General features: G+C 73.0%; 19 protein-coding genes. 9 read left to right on the top strand and 10 right to left on the bottom strand.

The window, feature by feature from the left end; genetic code table 11:
* The first annotated feature begins 100 nt into the window (after positions 1-100).
* Positions 101-1,666: an APC family permease gene (locus N912_RS0103030; RefSeq protein WP_028921261.1), complete on the top strand. Its 1,566-nt coding sequence runs from the start codon at positions 101-103 to the stop codon at positions 1,664-1,666.
* Positions 1,667-1,724: 58 nt separating this feature from the next.
* On the opposite strand, the gene N912_RS0103025 is transcribed toward N912_RS0103030, so the two are convergent.
* On the bottom strand, positions 1,725-2,744 hold the full coding sequence (locus N912_RS0103025; protein WP_051579507.1) for an SIS domain-containing protein: 1,020 nt from the start codon (positions 2,742-2,744) through the stop codon (positions 1,725-1,727).
* Between the two features lie 115 nt (positions 2,745-2,859).
* Here N912_RS0103025 and N912_RS0103020 point away from each other — a divergent pair, with 115 nt between their 5' ends.
* The 6 genes from N912_RS0103020 to nagA are packed head-to-tail and all read left to right on the top strand — an operon-like array spanning position 2,860 to position 9,214.
* Entirely contained in the window at positions 2,860-3,576 is a 717-nt protein-coding gene (locus N912_RS0103020; protein WP_028921259.1) for a GntR family transcriptional regulator, read from the top strand.
* On the top strand, positions 3,573-4,511 hold the full coding sequence (locus tag N912_RS49140; RefSeq protein WP_051579504.1) for an N-acetylglucosamine kinase: 939 nt from the start codon (positions 3,573-3,575) through the stop codon (positions 4,509-4,511). The genes N912_RS0103020 and N912_RS49140 overlap by 4 nt, the downstream gene beginning before the upstream one ends.
* Positions 4,508-5,416, top strand: coding sequence for an N-acetylmuramic acid 6-phosphate etherase (murQ, locus tag N912_RS0103010; protein ID WP_037062708.1), 909 nt, complete (start codon positions 4,508-4,510; stop codon positions 5,414-5,416). Before N912_RS49140 ends, murQ begins: the two co-directional genes overlap by 4 nt.
* 5 nt (positions 5,417-5,421) lie before the next feature.
* The gene (locus N912_RS49135) at positions 5,422-6,609 is read left to right on the top strand and encodes an anhydro-N-acetylmuramic acid kinase (RefSeq protein ID WP_245645163.1); all 1,188 of its coding nucleotides are present in this window, start codon (positions 5,422-5,424) and stop codon (positions 6,607-6,609) included.
* On the top strand, positions 6,585-8,078 hold the full coding sequence (locus tag N912_RS0103000) for a sodium:solute symporter (RefSeq protein ID WP_028921257.1): 1,494 nt from the start codon (positions 6,585-6,587) through the stop codon (positions 8,076-8,078). Before N912_RS49135 ends, N912_RS0103000 begins: the two co-directional genes overlap by 25 nt.
* A complete protein-coding gene (gene nagA, locus N912_RS0102995; RefSeq protein ID WP_156993122.1) occupies positions 8,075-9,214 on the top strand; it encodes an N-acetylglucosamine-6-phosphate deacetylase in 1,140 nt (379 codons plus the stop codon). The genes N912_RS0103000 and nagA overlap by 4 nt, the downstream gene beginning before the upstream one ends.
* A 9-nt stretch (positions 9,215-9,223) precedes the next feature.
* Here the strand turns inward: nagA and fdhA are convergent, their stop codons facing one another.
* Positions 9,224-10,456 (bottom strand): formaldehyde dehydrogenase, glutathione-independent, encoded by a 1,233-nt coding sequence (gene fdhA / locus N912_RS0102990; RefSeq protein ID WP_028921255.1) that lies wholly within the window; start codon positions 10,454-10,456, stop codon positions 9,224-9,226.
* Between the two features lie 132 nt (positions 10,457-10,588).
* Positions 10,589-11,044: a pyridoxamine 5'-phosphate oxidase family protein gene (locus tag N912_RS0102985; protein WP_028921254.1), complete on the bottom strand. Its 456-nt coding sequence runs from the start codon at positions 11,042-11,044 to the stop codon at positions 10,589-10,591.
* A 105-nt stretch (positions 11,045-11,149) separates the two neighbouring features.
* On the opposite strand from N912_RS0102985, the gene N912_RS0102980 reads away from it, so the two are divergent.
* Positions 11,150-11,620: a winged helix-turn-helix transcriptional regulator gene (locus N912_RS0102980; RefSeq protein WP_028921253.1), complete on the top strand. Its 471-nt coding sequence runs from the start codon at positions 11,150-11,152 to the stop codon at positions 11,618-11,620.
* Here N912_RS0102980 and N912_RS49130 read toward each other — a convergent pair.
* From N912_RS49130 to N912_RS0102945, 7 genes are all read right to left on the bottom strand, one after another.
* Entirely contained in the window at positions 11,617-12,396 is a 780-nt protein-coding gene (locus N912_RS49130) for a dihydrodipicolinate synthase family protein (RefSeq protein WP_051579500.1), read from the bottom strand. The two genes, N912_RS0102980 and N912_RS49130, sit on opposite strands and share 4 nt — an antisense overlap.
* Positions 12,396-14,111 (bottom strand): IlvD/Edd family dehydratase, encoded by a 1,716-nt coding sequence (locus N912_RS0102970; protein ID WP_028921252.1) that lies wholly within the window; start codon positions 14,109-14,111, stop codon positions 12,396-12,398. Before N912_RS0102970 ends, N912_RS49130 begins: the two co-directional genes overlap by 1 nt.
* The gene (locus N912_RS49125; RefSeq protein WP_084210543.1) at positions 14,108-15,184 is read right to left on the bottom strand and encodes an NAD(P)-binding domain-containing protein; all 1,077 of its coding nucleotides are present in this window, start codon (positions 15,182-15,184) and stop codon (positions 14,108-14,110) included. The genes N912_RS0102970 and N912_RS49125 overlap by 4 nt, the downstream gene beginning before the upstream one ends.
* Before the next feature lie 63 nt (positions 15,185-15,247).
* Positions 15,248-16,276, bottom strand: coding sequence for a 4-hydroxythreonine-4-phosphate dehydrogenase PdxA (gene pdxA, locus N912_RS49120; RefSeq protein ID WP_051579498.1), 1,029 nt, complete (start codon positions 16,274-16,276; stop codon positions 15,248-15,250).
* Complete coding sequence (locus N912_RS0102955) at positions 16,273-17,439, bottom strand: four-carbon acid sugar kinase family protein (protein ID WP_028921251.1); 1,167 nt, start codon at positions 17,437-17,439, stop codon at positions 16,273-16,275. Before N912_RS0102955 ends, pdxA begins: the two co-directional genes overlap by 4 nt.
* A complete protein-coding gene (locus N912_RS49115) occupies positions 17,436-18,203 on the bottom strand; it encodes a DeoR/GlpR family DNA-binding transcription regulator (RefSeq protein ID WP_037062696.1) in 768 nt (255 codons plus the stop codon). The genes N912_RS0102955 and N912_RS49115 overlap by 4 nt, the downstream gene beginning before the upstream one ends.
* Positions 18,204-18,294: 91 nt before the next feature.
* A complete protein-coding gene (locus N912_RS0102945) occupies positions 18,295-19,089 on the bottom strand; it encodes an IclR family transcriptional regulator domain-containing protein (protein ID WP_028921250.1) in 795 nt (264 codons plus the stop codon).
* A gap of 94 nt (positions 19,090-19,183) precedes the next feature.
* Here N912_RS0102945 and N912_RS49110 point away from each other — a divergent pair, with 94 nt between their 5' ends.
* The gene (locus tag N912_RS49110; protein ID WP_064745139.1) at positions 19,184-20,593 is read left to right on the top strand and encodes an aromatic ring-hydroxylating dioxygenase subunit alpha; all 1,410 of its coding nucleotides are present in this window, start codon (positions 19,184-19,186) and stop codon (positions 20,591-20,593) included.
* The last annotated feature ends 3 nt before the right edge of the window (positions 20,594-20,596 follow it).

Below are 20,596 nucleotides of genomic sequence, written 5' to 3'. Positions count from 1 at the left end.
TCTGGGTCATGTCTGGGTCATGTCTGGGTCATACCGGGGTCATAACGGGGTCACAGCACCCGCGACGTGGCGGACCACTCAGCGAGAGGGCCTTGTCGACATGGACAACCTCACCTCCACCGAGGCTTCCTCGACGACCACCGTGCAACGGCTCAAGCCGAACGCGGTCGGGCTGGTCGGCGTGCTGTTCATGGCCGTCGCCACCGCCGCGCCGATCACCGCCATGGTCGGCAACGTGCCGATCGCCATCGGCTTCGGCAACGGCGCGCACGCTCCGGCCGGCTACCTGGTCGCGACCGTGGTGCTCTCGCTGTTCGCGCTCGGCTACTCGGCGATGGCCAAGCACATCACCGCCACCGGCGCCTTCTACGGGTTCATCTCGCACGGCCTCGGCCGGGTGGTGGGCATGGCCGCCGGCGCACTGACCACGATGGCCTACGTCGTCTTCGAGGCCTCGCTGATCGGCATCTTCTCCTTCTTCGCCAGCTCGTTCTTCTCCCAGCACTTCGGCGTCGACGTCCCCTGGCTGGTGTTCGCGCTGCTCATGCTCGTGGTGAACTCCGTGCTCACCTACTTCGACATCAACCTCACCGCGAAGGTGCTCGGCGTCTTCCTGATCACCGAGATCGTGATGCTCGGCCTGATGGCGCTGTCCGTGCTGGTCACCGGCGGCGGGCCGGAGGGGTGGTCGCCGGGCTCGCTGAACCCGGTCGCGGCGTTCCAGAACCTGTCGGCCACGGTGCCCGACCTCGCGCACCCCGGCGCCACCGTCGCGGTCGCCGGCTCGGCGGGCATCGGGCTGTTCTTCGCGTTCTGGTCCTGGGTGGGGTTCGAGTCGACCGCCATGTACGGCGAGGAGTCCAAGAACCCCAAGAAGATCATCCCGAAGGCGACGATGGTCGCCGTGGTGGGCATCGGCCTGTTCTACATCCTGGTGTCCTGGATGGCGGTGGTCGGGACCGGACCGACGCAGGCGATCGCGCTGGCGCAGAACAGCAACACGGCCGGGCAGGTGTTCTTCGGCCCGGTGCAGGCGCACCTCGGCCAGCCCGCCGTGGTGGTGTTCGAGTTTCTGCTGATGACCGGCTCGTACGCGTGCGGCATGGCGTTCCACAACTGCGCCTCGCACTACATCTACGCGATCGGGCGGGAGAACCTGCTGCCCGGGCTCGGCAGGACGCTCGGCGCCACCCACCGCACCCACGGCTCGCCGTACGTCGCGGGCTTCGTCCAGACCGGCATCGCGGCCGTCATCGTGCTGCTGTTCGCGGTCACCGGGCGGGACCCGTACGGCCAGCTCTACGCCCTGATGGCGATCCTGGGCACGGCCGCGATCCTCATCGTGCAGGCGCTGGCGGCGTTCGCCGTGATCGGGTACTTCCACGTGGCGAAGCGGCACCCGGAGACCGCGCACTGGTTCCGCACGTTCACCGCGCCGCTGCTCGGCGGGGTGGGGATGCTGTACGTGATCTTCCTGCTCACCGAGAGCGCGAGCGTCGCGGCGGGGGCGGCGGCCAGCGACGTCATCTTCACGATCACGCCGTGGATTGTGATCGGGGTCGGGGTGGCGGGCGCGGCGTTCGCGCTCGGCGCGAAGTACCTGGCGCCGGAGCGCTACGAGACGATCGGGCGGGTGGTGCTGGAGGACTCGCACGAGCGGGAGTAGGCCGGCGGCTGACAAAATCCCCGACTCACCCTGACAGAATCCCCGACTCGCGGGCGGTTCAGTGCGTTTCGGTGACTTTGTGGAGGTTTCGGGGGTGGTCGGGGTTGGTGCCTCTGAGGCGTGCCAGGTGGAGCGCGAGCTGTTGGAACGGGACGATCTCCAGGATCGGGGAGAGCGCCTCGGGGATGTTGGCGGGGAGGGCTAGGCCCACCGTTGCTTGGGCGGCGGCGGCTCGGGAGCCTACGGTGAGGACATCGGCGCCGGTGCGGGCCAGTTGGGCGTGCACCGGGGCGAGGGCTTGGCCGGCGACGCCTTCGGGGGCCACGGTGAGGACGGGCACCTGGGGGTCGATCATGGCGAACGGGCCGTGTAGGAGGTCGGCGCCGGAGAATGCGTGCGCGGACAGGTAGCAGGTTTCCATGAGCTTGAGCGCGGCCTCGCGGGCGGTGGGGTAGGCGTAGCCGCGGCCGGTGACGACCATTCGCTGTGCGTAGCGGTAGCGGGTGGCGGCGCCGGCCACCGTGGGTTCGAGCGCCAGCACCTCGGCTCCCCAGTCGGGCAGCCGGTGCACCGGCTCGGCCTCTGTCCCACGTAACGCCTCGACCAGCAGGTACAGCGTGAGCAGCTCGGCGGTGTAGCTCTTGGTGGCGGCCACCGAGCGCTCCGGGCCGGCCAGCACCGGGATGCCCAGCTCGGCCACCTCGTCCAGCGGCGAGCCGGGGCTGTTGGTCACCGCCACCGTGAGCGCACCCTGCGCCCGGCCGACCTCCAGGCTGCGCACCAGGTCGGGTGAGCCGCCGGACTGGCTGACCCCGATCAGCAGCACGTCACGCAGGTCCGGGCGGGAACCGTACGCGGTCATGGTGGACGGCGAACCCAGCCCGGCGGGCAGCCCCAGCCGCACCTCGACCAGGTACTTCGCGTACAGCGCGGCATGGTCCGAGGTGCCGCGCGCGACCAGCAGCACGAACCTGGGCGAGCGGCGGCGGACCTGGCGCGCGGCGTCCTCGACGGCGGCCCGGCCGTCGGCGAGCAACCGCGCCCACGCCTCGGGCTGCTCGGCGATCTCGGCGGCCATCAGCGCACCGGGCGACGTCGTCTCGGGCTGTACCACTGGTCTGTCCTCCGAATAGCAGGTCTTGCGTTCAGCGTGCCACGGCTGTACCAATGGTTCACCTTTGAAGGGGAGTTGTATGAAGTATCTTCGTCTGCGCGACGAGCTGCTCGAGCGCGTGGCCGCGATGGTGCCGGGGGAGCCGCTGCCGCCGGAGCGTGAGCTGGCGCGGGAGGTCGGGGTCAGCCGGACCACGCTGCGCCGGGCGCTGGACGACCTGGTCTCGACGGGGCGGGTGCGCCGCCGGCAGGGGGCCGGGATCTTCGCGGTCGGCCCGAAGATCGCGCAGCCGCTCAGCGCGACCTCGTTCACCGAGGACATGCGCGCGCGGGGACTGCGTCCGGGCGCGAGGGTGGTGTCGTTCGACGTGGTCCCGGCCGGGGCGCGGTTGGGTCACCGGCTGCGGGTCTCGCCGGCGGCGGAGGTGGTCCGCGCGCTGCGGCTGCGGCTGGCCGACGACGAGCCGATGGCGCTGGAGATGCTGCACGTGCCGGCCGAGCTGGTGCCGGGGTTGGACGCCGCCACGCTGGCCGGCTCGTCGTTCTACGAGCTGCTGGCCGAGCGCTACGGCCACCCGGTCGCGGGCGGCCGGCAGAGCATCGAGCCGACCGTGACCGACCGCGAGGAGTCCGACCTGCTCGGGGTCCCGCTGCACTCGCCGGCGCTGCTCATCGAGCGCACCTCCCGCGACGCGGACGAGCGGGTGCTGGAGTTCGTGCGCTCCGTCTACCGGGGCGACAGGTACCGCATCGAGACGACCATCGAACCCGTCGCGACCCGGATGGCCGCGCTGTGACCCGGGTGCTCGCCCTCGACGTGGGCAAGACCGGCAGCCGCGCCGCGCTGTTCGTGGACGGCGTCCGTACCGAAGAGGCCACCGGCACAGGCGCGCTCGGGCTCGCCGAGGCGGACGGCGTGGCCCGCGCGATGGCCGCGATCACCGGGGTGACCGAGGGCTGGGGCGGCGTCGACGCCGTCACCGCCGGGCTGGCCGGGCTGGGCCGAGGCCGCGACAAGGCGCCCGCGCTCGCCGCCGCGCTCACCGAGCGGTTCGGCACCGAGAAGATCCTGCTCACCGGCGACATGGCGATCGCGCACGCCGGCGCGCTCGGCGGCGAACCGGGGGCCGTGCTCGCGGCCGGCACCGGCGCGATCGCGATGTCGATCACCCCGGACGGGCGCAGCCACACCGTGGACGGCTGGGGCTACCTGCTCGGCGACAACGGCAGCGCGTACGCGATCGGCAAGGCAGGGCTGGAGGCGGCGCTGCGGGCGCACGACGGCCGCCGGGGCGGTTCGACGCGGCTGCGGCGACTGGCAACGGCCAGGTACGGCCAGTTGGAGGGGATGCCGACGCTGGTCTTCGCCGCCGAGAGCCCGCCGCAGCTGATGGGCGGGTTCGCCCGCGACGTGGCCGAGGCCGCGCGGGCCGGGGACGAGGTCGCCGGCCGGATCTGGGCGGACGCGGCCCGCGCGCTGGCCGAGACGGCCGCCGCCGCGCTGGCCGCGCTGGCCGGATCGCCGGGCGGGAGCGCCACGCTGGCCTGCACCGGCGGGCTGTTCGACGTCGGCACGCTGCTCACCGACCCGTTCGACCGCGAGCTGGCGGCGCTGGCCCCGGGGGTGCCCCGCTCCGAGGTGCGCGGCGACGCGCTGGAGGGCGCCTACCTGCTGCACGCGCGCCCCGACCTGCCGCACCCACGGCTGTTCGACGCGGGTACGAGCTCGTGAGCGAGCTGACCGGCCGGCTCGCGGCGCTGGACACCGAGCGGTCCCGCCCCGAGCTGGCCGATTTGGACGAACGTTCTACCGCCGCGCTGGTCGAGCTGGTGACCGCCGAGGACGCCGAGGTCGTGCGGGTGGTGCGGGCGGCCGCTCCGGCGATCACCAGGGCGGCCGACGTGGTGGTGGACCGGCTGGGTCGGGGCGGGCGGCTGGTGTACGCGGGGGCCGGCACGGCCGGGCGGCTTGCGGTGCTGGACGCCACCGAGCTGGCGCCCACCTACGGCGTCGGCCCCGAGACGGTGCGCGCGCTGCTGGCCGGCGGCGGGGGCGCGATGTCGGCGTCGGTGGAGGGCGCCGAGGACGACGCCGACGCCGGCGCCCGCGACCTCGGCGCGCTGCGGCCGGGCGCCGAGGACGTGGTGGTCGGGATCAGCGCCTCCGGCCGCACGCCCTATGTGCTCGCCGTGATCGAGGCCGCCCGCGCGGCCGGCGCCGCCACCATCGCGATCGCGAACAACCGGGGCAGCGAGCTGGCCGCCGTGGCCGAGCTGGCCATCGAGCTGCCGACCGGCCCGGAGGTGGTGGCCGGCTCCACCCGGATGAAGGCGGGCACCAGCCAGAAGCTGGTGCTCAACGCGCTGTCCACGGTGGCCATGATCCGGCTCGGGAAGGTCTACCGGAACCTCATGGTCGACGTCCGCGCCGGCAACGAGAAGCTGCGGATCAGGGCGGCCCGGATCGTGGTCGAGGCGACCGGCGCGGACGAGCATGCGGCGCGCCAGGCGCTGGACGCCGCCGACGGGCACGCCAAGACCGCGATCGTCATGCTGCTGGCCGGGGTCGGGGCCGCCGAGGCGGGCGAGCGGCTGGCGCGCGCCAGCGGCCGGGTGCGCGAGGCCCTGCGGCAATGATCGTCATGGGGTTGAGCTCGGGGACCTCGGTGGACGGGATCGACGTGGCCGCCGCCGAGTTCGGGCTGGACGGCTCACGAGTGTGGCTGCGCCCGCTCGGGCACCTGGAGGTCGGCTACTCCGAGGGCCTGCGGGCCGCGATCCTCGGCGCGCTGCCGCCGGCGAGCACCACGCTGGAAGTGGTCACCCGCATCGACACCGGGATCGGCCAGGAGTTCGCCGCCGCCGCCCGGCGCGGGATCGCCGAGCTGGCCGGCGGGCGCGCCGACCTGATCGTCAGCCACGGCCAGACCGTGTTCCACTGGATCTCCGACGGTCACGCGCTGGGCACCCTGCAGCTCGGCCAGCCCGCCTGGATCGCCGAGCTGACCGGGGTGCCGGTGCTCTCCGACGTGCGGGCCGGCGACATCGCCGCCGGCGGCCACGGCGCGCCGCTGGCCAGCGTGTTCGACGTGCTCCTGCTGGGTGGCCGCCCCGGCCGCACCCGGGCGGCGCTGAACATCGGCGGCATCGCCAACGTCACCGTTCTGCCGGAGCAGGGCGATCCGGTCGCCTTCGACACCGGCCCCGGCAACGCGCTGATCGACGCGGCGGTCCGACGCACCAGCGAAGAGCACTACGACGCCGACGGCACCCGCGCCCGCCGGGGCACGGTGGACCACGCCCTGCTCGCCGAGCTCCTGGCCGAGCCCTACTACGCCGCCCCGCCCCCGAAAAGCACCGGCAAGGAGCTGTTCCACCCCGGCTACCTGCCCCCGCCCGACCGGCTCGACCCCGACGACCTCGTCGCCACCCTCACCGAGCTGACCGCCCGCACGATCGCCGGCGCCTGCGCCCGCCACGGCGTCACCGAGGTGATCGCCTCCGGCGGCGGCGTACGCAACCCCGCACTGATGGACGCGCTGCGCCGCAACCTCGGACCCGCCGAGCTGACCACCATCGACACCCTCGGCGTGGCACCGGAGGCGAAGGAGGCCTACCTCTTCGCGCTGCTGGGCTTCCTGACCTGGCACGGCGTGGCCGCGACGGTGCCGTCCTGCACCGGCGCCCGGCACCGCACGATCGTGGGCCGGCTGAGCCCCGGCGCCGGCCCGCTCCGGCTCCCGCCGCCCGCCGACACCGCACCGACCCGGCTGTCCCTGCTCGCCCACCCGGAGGAGAACGCCGCATGCTGCGCACACCCGACCTCGTAGTGATCATCGGCTACCTGGTGCTCTCCCTCGGCATCGGGCTGTGGCTGTCCGGGCGCAACCGGACGGTCTCCGACTACTTCCTGGGCGCCCGGCAGCTGCCCTGGTGGGCGGTCTCGCTGTCGGTGGTCGCCACCGAGACCAGCGCGCTGACCGTGATCAGTGTGCCGACCGTGGCCTACCTCGGCTCGCTCACGTTCCTCCAGCTCGCCATCGGCTACCTGGCCGGCCGGGTGGTGGTGGCGTTCGTGCTGCTGCCCCGGTACTACACCGGGAAGCTGAGCACCGCGTACAGCTACCTGGGCACGCGGTTCGGGGCGGGCATGCAGGCGACGGCCTCGGTGGCGTTCCTGCTCACCAGGCTGCTCGCCGACGGGGTGCGGATGTTCGCGGCCGCCATCCCGGTCAAGGTCATCCTGGCCGGGCTCGGCGTCGACGTGTCGTTCTTCTGGATCATCGTGGTGCTGTCCCTGGTCACCGTGGCCTACACCTACGTCGGTGGGATCAAGGCGGTGGTGTGGACCGACGTCATGCAGATGGCGCTCTACATAGCGGGCGGCGCGGTGGCGCTCGCGGTGATCGGTTCCCAGCTGCCGGCCGGGTTCTGGGGTCGGGCGGTCGAGGCCGGCAAGACGCAGCTGTTCGACTTCACCTCGAACCCGATCTCGGCGCCCTACGCGTTCCTGACCGCCATCGTGGGTGGGGCGTTGCTGTCCACGGCCAGCCACGGGGTGGACCAGATCATCGTGCAGCGGCTGTTGTCCTGCCGGAGCAGGGCGGACGCGCAGAAGGCCGTCATCTCCAGCGCCGTGCTGGTCGGAATCCAGTTCGCGCTGTTCACGCTCGTCGGGCTGTTCCTGTGGGGCTACTACCGGGGAGCCAAGCCCGCCGAGCTCGGCCTGCAGACCGGCGACCAGCTATTCCCCAAGTTCATCGTGGAGGGGCTGCCGCCGGGGGTGTCGGGGCTGTTGCTCGCCGGGATCCTGGCCGCCGCCATGTCCACCCTGTCCTCGTCGCTGTCCGCGTTGTCCAACTCCACGATCGTCGACCTCTACCAGCGGCTCTCGCGCCGGACGCTGGCCGACGAGCACGGCATCCGGCTGTCGCGGGCCACCACGCTGGCCTGGGGCGTGGTGTTCATCGTGTTCGCCAACCTGTTCACCAGCACGAACAACCCGGTGGTGGAGCTGGGCCTCTCGGTCGCCGGGATCGTGTACGGCGGCCTGCTCGGCGCGTTCTTCCTGGGCATCTTCGTGCGCAAGGCCCGGCAGCTGGACGCGATCATCGGCTTCTCGGTGGCGGTGGTCGTGATGGCGTACCTGTTCCTGTTCCAGCCGAAGCTGGTCGGGTTCACCTGGTACACCGCGATCGGCCTGGCGATCACCATGGTGCTGGGCTGGGCGCTGTCGCGCCGGCACGCCACCGTGGCGCCGGAACGTGCCGATACCACCGTCGAGACGACCGCCCAGTGATCGGCCTGCTGCTCACCGGAGGCGACGTCGTCACGCCCGGCGGCGTGCTCGACGGAGGCTGGCTGCACGTCGTGGGCGAGCGGATCGACGCGCTCGGCCCGGCCACCGTGCCGGCCCCGGACGCGACCGAGGTGCTCGACTGCACCGGGCGGATCCTGGTGCCCGGCTTCGTCGACGTTCACGAGCACGGCGGTGGCGGGGCCTCCTACGACGGCGGGCCGGAGGACATCGCCACGGCGCTGGCCACCCACCGTTCCCACGGCACCACGTCGTCGGTCGCGTCGCTGGTGAGCCTGCCGCCGGCGACGCTGCGCGGGGTGCTCCCCGGGCTGGCCGAGCTGGTCGAGGCGGGCGAGCTGGCCGGGGTGCACCTTGAGGGGCCGTGGCTGTCGGGTGCGCGGCCGGGGGCGCACGAGCCGTCCCGGCTGCACCCGCCGACCGCCGCCGAGCTGGCCGACGTGCTGCGCTGGGGGAACGGCGCGATCCGGATGATCACCCTGGCGCCGGAGCTGGACGGCGGGCTGGAGACGATCCGGGCGCTGGCCGGCGAGGGCGTCGTGGCGGCGGTCGGTCACACCGACGCGGGCTTCGAGCAGGTCAGGGCGGCGGTCGCGGCCGGGGCCACGGTCGCCACCCACCTGTTCAACGCCATGCCGGCGCCGAGCTCCCGCAACCCCGGCCCGGTGCTCGCGCTGCTCGACGACCCGCGCGTCACCGTCGAGCTCATCGCCGACGGCGTGCACGTGCACGCGGCGTGGGTCCGGCACGTGCTGGCCTACGCCGGCACCCAGCGGGTGGCGCTGGTGACCGACGCGATGGCGGCGGCCGGGATGGCGGACGGCACCTACCGGCTCGGTGGGCGCGAGGTCACCGTCACCGGCGGGGAGGCCCGGCTCGCCGGCGGTGGCGCGATCGCGGGCGGCACCGCCACCGGCGACGTGCTGTTCCGCCGCGCGGTGGTCGAGTACGGGCTGTCGCCGACCGACGCGGCGCGCGTCACCGCGACCACGCCGGCCCGCGCGCTCGGGCTGGGCGACGTCGGCGCGCTGGCCCCCGGCCTGCGCGCCGACGTCGTGCTCCTGGACGGCGGGTACGGCGTGGCGCGGGTGCTGCGCGCCGGCCGCTGGGTGTCGTAGTCGTTCTCGTCAGGCGGCTGCCTTCCCGACCAGCAGGCCGTGCGGGTCGAGCACGTACTTGCGCGCCTGGCCGCTGTCGAACTCCTGGTAGCCGCGCGGCGCGTCGTCCAGCGAGATGACCGTCGCGTTCACCGCCTTCGCGATGTGGCAGCGCTCGGCCAGGATCGCCTTCATCAGGCCGCGGTGGTAGCGCATCACCGGGCACTGGCCGGTGGTGAAGGTGTGCGACTTGGCCCAGCCCAGCCCGATGCGGATGGACAGGCTGCCTTCCTTCGCGGCGTCGTCCACCCCGCCAGGGTCGCCGGTGACGTACAGGCCCGGGATGCCCAGCTTCCCCGCCGCCCTGGTCACCTGCATGATCGAGTTGAGCACGGTGGCCGGCACCTCCTCGCCGGCCTGCTTACCGTGGCCCCTGGCCTCGAACCCGACGGCGTCCACCGCGCAGTCCACCTCCGGCACGCCCAGGACCTGCTCGATCTGGTCCTGCAGGCTCGCGTCGTGGGTGAGGTCGACGGTCTCGCAGCCGAAGCTGCGCGCCTGGGCGAGCCGCTCGGCGTTCATGTCGCCGACGATCACCACCGACGCCCCCAGCAGCTGCGCGGAGTGCGCCGCGGCGAGCCCGACCGGGCCGGCGCCGGCCACGTAGACGGTGGACCCCGTGCCGACCCCGGCCGAGACACAGCCGTGGTAGCCGGTGGGGAAGATGTCCGAGAGCATGGTCAGGTCCAGGATCTTCTCCATCGCCTGGTCCCGGTCGGGGAACTTGAGCAGGTTCCAGTCCGCGTAGGGCACCATCACGTACTCGGCCTGCCCGCCGACCCAGCCGCCCATGTCGACGTACCCGTACGCCGACCCCGGCCGGTCCGGGTTGACGTTCAGGCAGACGTCCGTGCGCCCCTCCTTGCAGTTGCGGCACCGGCCGCAGGCGATGTTGAACGGCACCGAGCACAGGTCGCCCTGCTTGATGAACTCGACGTCGCGCCCGACCTCGACCACCTCGCCGGTGATCTCATGGCCGAGCACCAGGCCTTTCGGAGCGGTGGTGCGCCCCCGCACCATGTGCTGGTCGGAACCGCAGATGTTGGTGGCGACGCAGCGCAGGATGGCCCCGTGGTCGCACTTGCGGCCGACGTTGGCCGGGTTGACCCCGGGGCCGTCGCGCAGCTCGAGCGCCGGATACTCCAGGTCCTGCACCTCGACATGCTTCGGCTCGATGTAGGCGACGCCCTTGTTGCCTGCCATGGTTCTCAGCCTCCTGGTGTCCGTGTCGGAGATCACGTTCACGCCCCCGATCCTGCGTAGCACGCGGGAGCGAGCACCGGGAAGTCCCCATGCGAGTGCGCTGATATGTCGCGGTCACGCACCCGGCCCGCGCTACTCGCCGAAGTCGAAGCTGAGCCAGCGTTCCGGGCGGGCGGTGAAGAGCACGAACGTGCCGCTCGGGCGTGCGGTCTCGGACTCGGCGAAGCCTCGCGCGGCGTCCTCGGGCAGGTAGCGGCCGACGATCGCCTGGACCTGTTCCTGGCGTGGCGCCCGGTCGGCCTTGACCACCGCGCACTCCGCCGTCACGTACTTGTACGGATAGGTGGGCTGCTGCACGCAGAAGCTGAACCTCCCGGCGCGTTCCAGCAGCCGGGTCTTGCGGGCGTTCCGTCCCTGGGTGCCGGTGAAGAACGTGATGTCCCCGCCCGGCTCGTAGGCGTACCAGACCGGGACGGTGAGCGGCGCGCGGTCCCCGTCGACATCGGGATCGCTGGCGACGCTGAGCACGCCGATGTGCGGCTCGGCGAGGAACCGCTCGCGCTCGGTCGCGGTGAGTGTCCTGGGCATGGTCGGCTCCTTCGCTCGGGCGGTTTCAGTCTCTTGAGGGAACTGATGGGATGAACCGTAGCATTGTTAGTTCCCTGAGGGAACTCTTTTGTCTACGCTGGGCTCATGCAACGAACGCGGTTCGGCGACATGGCCTGTTCGATCGCCCGCACCCTGGACGTCATCGGCGAGCCGTGGTCACCGCTGGTCCTGCGCGACGTCTTCGTCGGCATCACCCGTTTCGACCAGATCCAGCGTGACCTCGGCATCTCCCGCAAGGTGCTCACCGAGCGGTTGAAGTGGCTGGTCGAGAACGGGGTGTTGGAGCGGCGCGCCTACTCGGACCGGCCGCCGCGCCACGAGTACGCCCTGACGGCCAGGGGACTCGAGCTGTGCGACCTGCTCATGGCCATGGTGCGCTGGGGCGACCGCCACACGGCGGGCGAGGCCGGCCCGCCGGTGCTCTATCGACACCACGCCTGCGGCCGGATCGGCCACGTCGAGCCGCACTGCTCCGAGTGCGGCCGGCCGATGCACGCGAGCGATGTCGACGTGCTCGCCGGCCCCGGCGCTCGAGGCACCAACGGCGTCGGCTAGCCGATCCGGACCGCGTCGCTGGTGCCGAACCGGTCGGCGACCAGGCGTTTCAACCCGCGCGGCCCGCCCTGGCTGGCGGCCAGGTGCGCGGCGGTGAGCTTGCGTTGCGCGCCGGCGTCGCCCGCGAAGGCGGCCGCGCAGAGCTCGGGCTCGACGTTGGCCAGCGCGAGGATCCCGCCCGCGCAGCCCAGCGCGCCGGCCTGCACCAGGACGGCCGCCGAGCCCACATACAGCGCGCCCGACCAGCTGTCCAGGGTGGCCAGCAGTCGGGTCATGTCGGCGGAGGAGTCCTTGCAGCCGACCACCGGCAGGCTCGGCAACAGGTCCAGCGGGATGCCGGGCGGCGAGACGGCGGGGAAGTGGTACGCGAGCACCGGCAGGTCACCGGCGGCATCGGCGATGCCCCGGTAGTAGCCGGTTGGGTCGGCCACGCCGCGCGGCGATCGGGCCAGCACCGCATCCGCCCCGATACCGGCCCGGACGGCGGCGGTGAGCGCGCTGGCCTGCCGGGTCGACGGCGCTCCGGTGCCGGCCACGATGGCCGCGCCGCCGCCGGCGGGCACCGCCGCGCGCACCGCCTCGAACAGCCGCAGCCGTTCGTCGTCGGTCAGCGCGTCCACCTCGGCGGTGGTACCGCAGACGATCACGGCCCGCACGCCGAGCTCGACCAGCTTGGCGGCGTGGTCGGCGGTGGCCCGGTAGTCGACCTCGCCGTCGGCGTCGAACAGCGTGACGAGCGCGACGCCGACGCCGGTGAACACGTCGGTTCTGGTCATCAGTGCGACTCCCGGGGTACCTCGTGGCCGCTGGCGCCGACCAGGAAGTCCAGGTCGAGGCCGCGATCGGCCTGCAGCACGTGCTCGGTGTAGAGCCGGACCCAGCCGCGGTCGGAGTGCGGCGGCGGGGACTGCCACTCGGCCCGCCGCCGCTCCAGCTCCTCGTCGCTGACGTCCATGGTCAGGGTGCGGGCCGGCACGTCCAGCTCGATCCAGTCGCCGCTGCGCACCAGCGCGAGCGGGCCGCCGGCCGCCGCCTCCGGCGTCACGTGCAGCACCACCGTGCCGTAGGCGGTGCCGGACATCCGGCCGTCGCTGATCCGCACCATGTCCGTGACGCCCCGGCGCAGCAGCTTCGCCGGCAGCACCACGTTGGCCACCTCGGGCATGCCGGGGTAGCCGCGCGGGCCGGAGTTGCGGATGACCAGCACGGTGCTCTCGTCCACCGGCAGGTCGTCGTCGGCGGCCACCGCGTGGTAGTCCTCGACGGAGTCGAACACCAGCGCCCGGCCTCGGTGGCGCAGCAGCCCGGGGGAGGCAGCGGACTGCTTGATCACGGCGCCGTCCGGGGCGAGGTTGCCGCGCAGCACGGCCGTCCCGGTGCCGGCCGGCTGGAACGGTTCGTCCAGTGGCCGGATCACCTCGCGGTTCCAGCACTGCGCGTCCGCCACGTTCTCCGCCACCGTGCGCCCGGTGACCGTGATCGCCTTGGTGTGCAGCAGGCCGCCGAGCTCGCGCATCACCGCCGGAAGCCCGCCCGCGTAGCAGAAGTCCTCCATCAGGAACCGCCCGGAGGGCTGCAGGTCGACCAGGGTGGGCACCTCGCGGGCCAGCGCATCGAAGTCGTCCAGCACCAGCGGCACGCCCAGCCGACCGGCGATGGCCAGCAGGTGGATCACCGCGTTGGTGGAGCCGCCGATCGCGGCGTTGACCCGGATCGCGTTCTCGAACGCCTCCCTGGTCATGACCTTCGACGGCCGCAGGCCCTCCTCGACCATGGTGACGATCCGCTGCCCGGCCCGCTGGGCCGTCTCGTAGCGGCGGGCGTCCGAGGCCGGCCAGGTCGCCGAGTAGGGCAGCTGCATGCCCAGCGCCTCGGCCATCGAGGCCATGGTGGAGGCGGTGCCCATGGTCATGCAGTGGCCGTCGGAGCGGGCCATGCAGCCCTCGGCGAAGAAGCACTCCTCCTGGGTCATCCGCCCGGCGGCCAGCTCCGCCTCGAACCGCCAGATCTGGGTGCCCGAGCCGACGTCCTCGCCCTGGTACTTGCCGTTCAGCATCGGTCCGCCGGTGACCATCAGCGCCGGCAGGTCCACGCTGGAGGCGGCCATCAGCAGCCCGGGGGTGGTCTTGTCGCAGCCGGAGAGCAGCACCACGCCGTCCAGCGGGTTGCCCCGCATCAGCTCCTCGGCCTCCATGGCCAGCAGGTTGCGGTACAGCATCGCGGTCGGGCGCAGCAGCGTCTCGCCCAGCGCCATCGCCGGGAACTCCAGCGGGTACCCGCCGGCCTGCCAGACCCCGCGCTTGACCGACTCGGCCACCCGGTGCAGGTGGCCGTTGCACGGCGCCAGCTCCGACCAGGTCGTGGCGATGCCGATCACCGGGCGGCCGTCGAACACCTCGTTGGTCACGCCCCGGCGCATCCAGGACCGGTAGACCATCCCGGACCTGCCGGTGGCGCCGAACCACTCCGCGCTGCGCCTTTGTTCGGTCATGACCGGGCCTCGGCGTCCGCCATGACGGCGCGTTCGGCCTCGGCGAGCGGGTGCCTGGCGGCCCGGGAGCGCAGCTCGTCCAGCCGCCGCTCCGGGTCGGCGGACACCTCGGACCACTCCTTGGCGAAGGCGCCGGAGAGGATGTCGTCGCGCAGCACCGTGGTGAACCGCCTCGCCAGGTCGCTGGTGTCCACCGAGGCCAGGCCGCGCAGCTGGCCGTACTGGCTGGTGTGCGAGTGCAGCCCGAGCTGGCCGAGCAGGCCCTGCCTGGCGACGTGCGCGAACACCTCGGCGGGCTCGCCGGACAGGTACATCTCGTTGAGCACCGCCTCGTCGGAGAAGCCCGCCGCGTGCAGCACCTCGTACGAGGTCCGCAGCACCGCCATCACGGCCGGCCAGATCGCCTGCTCGGAGAACAGGTCGAGCGCGGCCTCCTCCCGCGCCGAGGAGGCCACCGCGCCGGCCCGGGTGCCGCCGATCGCCGAGGCGACGGCGAGCGCGGTGGCCAGCGCGTTCCCGCCGGCGTCGCGCTCCACCGACACGAAGCACGGGTAGCCGCTGCCGTCCTCGTAGCGGGTGCGCACCGCCGCGCCGATCATCCTGGGCGCCACCATCACGACGTCCACCCCGTCGGGCACGTCGAGCAGCCCGAACGCCACGTTGTAGCCCGACGCGACGACGAGGGTGTTCCCGGCGGTGAGGCCGGGCGCGATCTGCTCGGCGAACACCGCCGGCTGCACCTCGTCCGGGATCAGCAGCAGCGCCACGTCGGCGGCCCGCGCGGCGTCGGCGATCGGGTGGGTGGTGAAGCCCGCGTCGCGGGCGGGCGGCAGGTACTCGTCGTCGCGGTTGCCGACGATCAGCCCGCCGACCCCGCTGTCGCGCATGTTCTTCGCCTGCGCCGCGCCCTGGTTGCCGTAGCCGAGCACGGCGACGGTACGGCCTTCGAGCACGCCCCGGTCGGCGTCGGAGTCGGTGTAGACGGTGGCCGCGCGACCCGCACCGGCCGGAAAGCGACCACCGGCAGAGCGCGCATCCAGCCCCGCCGGCGAGTGAGGCGAAAATTCGGTCATGCTGAACGAACCTCCTGGTAGAGAGCCGTGAGTGGCTAGGGTCGCTATGGCGGCCCTAGCCACTCACGGGTGGGTGACGGGGACGCGGCCGCGTACGGCGAGGACCTGGCCGGCCAGCTCGGCGGCCACCCGGATCGCGGCGACCTGGCCGCCGGCGTCCGCGATGCCCCGGCCGGCGATGTCGAACGCGGTGCCGTGGTCCACCGACGCGCGGATCACCGGCAGGCCGAGCGTGCAGCTCACCGTGCCGAAGAAGTCCACGGTCTTGGCGGCGATGTGGCCCTGGTCGTGGTAGAGCGAGAGCACGCCGTCGTAGCGGCCCTGGCGGGCCTGGTGGAACACGGCGTCGGCGGGTACGGGGCCGGCCACGTCGACGCCGTCGGCGCGGGCGGCGTCCGCGGCGGGACCGAGGATGTCCAGTTCTTCGCGGCCGATCAGGCCGTTCTCCCCGGCGTGCGGGTTCAGCGCGGCCAGCGCGATGTGGCGGCGTTCGAAGCCGAGCTCGCCGAGCAGCTCGTGCACCCGGACCAGGCCGGCGCGGACCTGTTCGGTGTTCAGCCCGGCGATCGCGTCGGCCAGCGGGTGGTGCCGGGTGAGGAAGAAGATCCGCAGCTTGTCCAGGACGAACATGGTGACGACCTGGTTGGCCGGGACGCCGAACAGGTGGGCCAGCATCTCGGTGTGGCCGGGGAAGCCGGAGCCGCCGGCGCGGATGGCCTCCTTGTTGATCGGCGCGGTGACCAGGCCGTCGATCCTGCCCTCGCGCGCGAGCGCGCAGGTCGTCTCGATCGACTCCACGGCGGCCGCGCCGTACTCGCCGGACACCCGGCCGAACTCGACCTCGCCGACGTTGTCCAGGTCGAGCACGTCGACGACCGCCGGGTCGGAGCCGATCTCCTCGGGGCCGCTCACGCGGTTGACGCCTATGTTCAGGCCGGCCGCGTTGATAGATCGTTCTACTACGCGGGCGTCGGCCACCAGCAACGGCCGAACCATCGCCCGCACCGCCGGGTCGGCCAGCGCCGCCACGGTGATCTCCGGTCCGATGCCCGCCGGGTCGCCCATGGTCAACCCGATCACGGGTGTGTTCATGTCATCTCCTTCGTCACGGCCTCGACCAGCCGCGTCAACGTCTCCGGGCCGCCGACCAGGCCGCCCTTGGTGATCACCGGCAGCCCGGTCCAGCGGCCGGCGGCCACCGTGGCGTGCGGGCACAGCGGCGCGACCTCGCCGTCCGCGACCAGCTCGCCGACCTCCAGCGCGTCCATCAGCGCGGACCCGGTGGCGCCGCCGCCGACCACGATCCCGCCGCACACCATGTCGTGGCGCGCACCGTCCTCCACCACCCGCGCCGCCGCCCGCGCCGCCTCGGTGAACAGCCCGGATGCCTCGGCGGCCGGCCGGCTGATCGTCTCGACAACCACCGCCGCCGCGTCCCGCCGCACCGAGTCCCAGTCCACGACCGCCTCGCCGGAGAGCACCGCCCGCGCGTCGAACACCTGGGCGGCACGTGAACCGCGCAGCGCGGCGAGCTGCTCGGCGTTGGTCGCCGTGGCGCTGGACAACACCACCAGCGGGTACGACTCCGGCAGCGGCGGGCGGTGGTAGCGCAGCCAGGCACCGGGGGAGACGGTCAGCAGCCCCCGCTCGCGGTCACCGGGCTGTGCCAGCCGGTCCGCCGCCTCGGCCAGCGTGCGCAGGTGTGCCTCGCCGGTGCCGTCCGCGACGAACCGGGTGGTGCCCGCCCCGGCCATCGCCGCCAGCACCGCGTCCGCGCCGCGCTCGATCGTCTCGATGTCGAGCACCTCGGCGTCGCGGTCGCCGAACAGCAGCGGGCCGATGGGCAGCCCGTTGATCGGGGGAGTGACCCCCGGTGCGCGCAGCTCGCCGCGGACCACCGTGCGCCCCGCCGACGGGAACGCCGGCACCGCCAGTACCCACGGGTCTTTCAGCCCGGCGCCGGCCAGCGCCCCGGCCAGCTCGGCGGCCGGCGCGCCGCGCAGCGTGGAGTCGATGCGCAGCTCGATGCGCCGGCAGCCCAGCCCACGCAGGTGGGCCGCCCAGGCCTCGGCACGTGCCGCCGGGTCGGCTCCGTAGTCACGGGTACGCATGTCGGCGACCAGCGCCGATGCCCGCGCCGGCGGCTCGCCCCGCCGCCACTGCACCACGGCGCGCATGCCGGCCTCGCGCAGCAGCGCCGCGCTGGCCAGCGCCCCGGTGAGGTCGTCGGCGAGCACGCCCACCAGCGGCGTCACGGCGCCGCCACCCTGACCCGGAGGTGCGGGTCGCGCTCCGCGGCGGCGAGCTGCGCGGGCGTCGCCCCGGCGTCGGTGACCAGCGTGGTCGGGCCGGTCAGCGGGGCGAAGAACGGGAACGGCGCGACGCCGAGCTTGGAGTGGTCGGCCAGCACGTACACCTCGCGGGCGCGGGAGGCCATCAGCGCCTTGAGCGACGCCTGCTCCAGCGTGGGGCAGGACAGCCCACGCTCGGGCAGGAACCCGTCCGCGCCGAGGAACACCTTGTCCGCGACGACGTGCCGCAGGGTCTCCTCGGCGAGCGGCCCCACCAGCGCCTGGCTGGGGTGGCGCAGCTGCCCGCCCAGCGTGATCAGGGTGATGTGCTCGGAGTGGCTCAGCGTGACCAGCGTGTTGATGCCGTTGGTCAGCACCGTCAGCCCGGCCCGGTCCCGCAGGTGGTGGGCCAGCCGCCCGGTGGTGGTGCCGGCGTCCAGCACCAGGACGTCACCGTCCGCGACCAGCGACGCCGCGAACCCGGCGATCGCGTCCTTCTGCCGGATCGAGCTGTGCTCCTTCTGCCCCAGCGTCCGCTCGATCGGCCGAGGGCCGCTCACCGCGCCGCCGTAGGTGCGGGTGACCCGGCCCTGGTCGGCGAGCAGCCGGAGGTCGCGGCGCACGGTCGCGGCCGACACCCCGAGGGCCGAGGACAGCTCGGCGACCGTGCCGCGGCCCTCGGCCAGCTCGGTGAGGATCGCCTCGCGCCGTTCGCTCGTTCTGATCAACCGTGACCCCCGATGGTGCGCGATCCGCTCACCTATTGGGCGGGGGCGACCCGCTGACTGTCAAGAGTGCGCACCCGCTCGGCTCAGCCGGCTAGATGAGCCGCGCGCGCAGCTCCTCCGCGCTGGTGCGCAGCAGGTCCGCGATCTCGGTGCGCATCAGCTCGGGGCCGATCCGCTCGGTGCCGCAGCCCACGTTCATCGCGGCCACCAGGGTTCCGTCCCAGCGCCGCAACGGCACCGCCACGGAGTGGAAGCCCACCTCGACGTCGTTGGCCACATAGCAGTAGCCGTCTCTACGAATACCGTCGAACGTGTCCTCGTCCGGCGCGCCGGGGGCGTCTGGGATGTCGACGGCCGCGAGCCGGGCCGCACGCTCCTCCGGGCCGAGGTGCGCGAGCAGCACCTTGCCCAGCGCGGAGGGCACCATCGGCACCCGGTAGCCGATCCCGGCGCCGACCGCGATCAGCCGTTGCGGCACCGCGCGCGCGACCATGACCACCTCGGCGCCGTCCAGCACCGCGACCGTGCAGGACTCCCGCAGCCGCGCGCAGATCCGGTCGCACACCGGCTGGACGACCGCACTCACGGCATTCGAGGTCAGATAGCTCGCCGCCAGCTCCAACACCCGAGGACTGAGCCGGTACAACCGACCGTCCGCGACCAGGTACCCGAGGTGCTCCAGCGTCAGCACCGCACGCCGGACCGTCGCCCTGGACAACCCCAGCTCGCGCGCCAGGTCGGCCTGGGTCAGGCGCTGGTGCTCGGAGTCGAAGGCGGACAGCACCGCGAGCCCCCGGGCCAGCGCCTCGGAGAAGTCGGCGGCGGCCGCCCCGGAGAGCTGCCGACGTTGCCGCACGGCGCTGTCCCCGTCCGCTAGCCGAGCCATTGCAGAACCTCGTTCGTCGGCGGTAGCGTCCCAACCTACCGCAAAACGCGAACTTCTGTGCGGTAATCGAACTCTGAGGGCTTCGGGAGCGACGATGCGAGCCGAGGACAACGTGAAGATGACCCGCACCGGGCCGGACACGCCCGGCGGGAACTGGATGCGCCGGTACTGGCAGCCGGTGGCGCTCACCGAGGAGCTGGACGGCCCCCGCCCGGTGGTCACCACCACCGTCCTGGGCGAGGACCTGGTGCTGTTCCGCAACCCGGACGGCTCGCTGGGCCTGATCGAGCGGCGCTGCCCGCACCGGGGCGCGGACCTCGCCCTGGGCCGCCTCGAGGACGGCGGGCTGCGCTGCTACTTCCACGGCTGGCTGTTCGACCGCGGCGGGGGCTGCCTGGAGACGCCCGCCGAGCCGGACGGGAGCACGCTGCCGTCCAAGGTGCGGCTGCGCGCGTACCCGGCCCGGGAGTGCAACGGGATCGTGTGGGGCTACCTCGGCCCCGGCGAACCGCCGACCCTGCCCTCGCTGGACTGCTTCCTGGCCCCCGAGGAGTACACGTTCGCGTTCAAGGGCTACCTGGACTGCAACTGGCTGCAGGCGCTTGAGGTCGGCATCGACCCGGTGCACGCGTCCTACCTGCACCGCTTCGAGGAGGACGACGACCCGGAGGAGTCCTACGGCAAGCAGTTCCGGGGCGTCTCGCTGGGCACCGAGCTGCCCATGACCAAGATCCTGCGCGAGTACGGGCGGCCGGAGATCCTCAACGCGCGCACCGACTACGGCCAGCGCATCGTCGCGCTGCGCCGCATCGACGGCGAGGGGTACGACGGCAGCCTGACCCACGTGCGGATCACCCACCAGGTGTTCCCGCACGGGATCACGATCCCGCTCAGCTCGACCATGGCGATCACCCAGTGGCACGTGCCGGTGAACGACTACTCCTGCTACTGGTACGCCATGTTCACCAGCCTCGACCAGCCGGTGGACCGGGCCAAGATGCGCGAGCAGCGGCTGGACGGGATCACGCTGCCGGACTACAAGCCGGTGCGGAACCGGGCGAACAACTACCTGTTCGACCCGGAGGAGCAGCGGACCTCCACCTACACCGGCCTCGGGGCGGACATCAACGTGCACGACCAGATGGCCGTCGAGGGTCAGGGTTACATCCACGACCGCACCCGCGAACGGCTCTGCCGCTCGGACCGGGCGATCATCACCTACCGGCGGATGCTGCTGGCCGCGATCGACGCCGTGGCCGACGGACGCAGCCCGGAGCTGCTCCTTTCGGACACCGCCGACGTGGAGAGCCGGGGTCCGATCCCGCTGGACGGCATCGGCCCGACCGGGGAGTGGGAGGCCTACTGGGCCGAGTCGATCGACGCGCTGCGCGTGGCCAGCCCGTGGGCGCAGGATTCCGAGGCGGCCAGGGCGACCGGCCCGGCGGGGGTGCCCGGATCGGTGCCGGAGCCGGACGATGAGCTCTTCGGCGGCGGATCGGGGTGACGG

The sequence above is a fragment of the Actinospineispora acaciae DSM 45401 genome (genome assembly GCF_000620785.1).
Taxonomy (GTDB): domain Bacteria; phylum Actinomycetota; class Actinomycetes; order Mycobacteriales; family Pseudonocardiaceae; genus Pseudonocardia; species Pseudonocardia acaciae.
This window is presented reverse-complemented; position numbering and strand designations above follow the sequence as displayed.

What these genes read in the sequence shown, in the direction of transcription:
- pdxA (WP_051579498.1), bottom strand. Translation starts at nt 16,276, where the DNA reads ATGAACACACCCGTGATCGGGTTGACCATGGGCGACCCGGCGGGCATC.
- N912_RS49110 (WP_064745139.1), top strand. Translation starts at nt 19,184, where the DNA reads ATGCGAGCCGAGGACAACGTGAAGATGACCCGCACCGGGCCGGACACG.
- N912_RS49130 (WP_051579500.1), bottom strand. Translation starts at nt 12,396, where the DNA reads ATGACCAGAACCGACGTGTTCACCGGCGTCGGCGTCGCGCTCGTCACG.
- N912_RS0103025 (WP_051579507.1), bottom strand. Translation starts at nt 2,744, where the DNA reads ATGGCCGCCGAGATCGCCGAGCAGCCCGAGGCGTGGGCGCGGTTGCTC.
- N912_RS0103030 (WP_028921261.1), top strand. Translation starts at nt 101, where the DNA reads ATGGACAACCTCACCTCCACCGAGGCTTCCTCGACGACCACCGTGCAA.
- fdhA (WP_028921255.1), bottom strand. Translation starts at nt 10,456, where the DNA reads ATGGCAGGCAACAAGGGCGTCGCCTACATCGAGCCGAAGCATGTCGAG.
- N912_RS0103020 (WP_028921259.1), top strand. Translation starts at nt 2,860, where the DNA reads ATGAAGTATCTTCGTCTGCGCGACGAGCTGCTCGAGCGCGTGGCCGCG.
- N912_RS0102945 (WP_028921250.1), bottom strand. Translation starts at nt 19,089, where the DNA reads ATGGCTCGGCTAGCGGACGGGGACAGCGCCGTGCGGCAACGTCGGCAG.
- N912_RS0103000 (WP_028921257.1), top strand. Translation starts at nt 6,585, where the DNA reads ATGCTGCGCACACCCGACCTCGTAGTGATCATCGGCTACCTGGTGCTC.
- N912_RS0102985 (WP_028921254.1), bottom strand. Translation starts at nt 11,044, where the DNA reads ATGCCCAGGACACTCACCGCGACCGAGCGCGAGCGGTTCCTCGCCGAG.
- N912_RS49135 (WP_245645163.1), top strand. Translation starts at nt 5,422, where the DNA reads ATGGGGTTGAGCTCGGGGACCTCGGTGGACGGGATCGACGTGGCCGCC.
- N912_RS0102970 (WP_028921252.1), bottom strand. Translation starts at nt 14,111, where the DNA reads ATGACCGAACAAAGGCGCAGCGCGGAGTGGTTCGGCGCCACCGGCAGG.
- N912_RS0102980 (WP_028921253.1), top strand. Translation starts at nt 11,150, where the DNA reads ATGCAACGAACGCGGTTCGGCGACATGGCCTGTTCGATCGCCCGCACC.
- N912_RS49125 (WP_084210543.1), bottom strand. Translation starts at nt 15,184, where the DNA reads ATGACCGAATTTTCGCCTCACTCGCCGGCGGGGCTGGATGCGCGCTCT.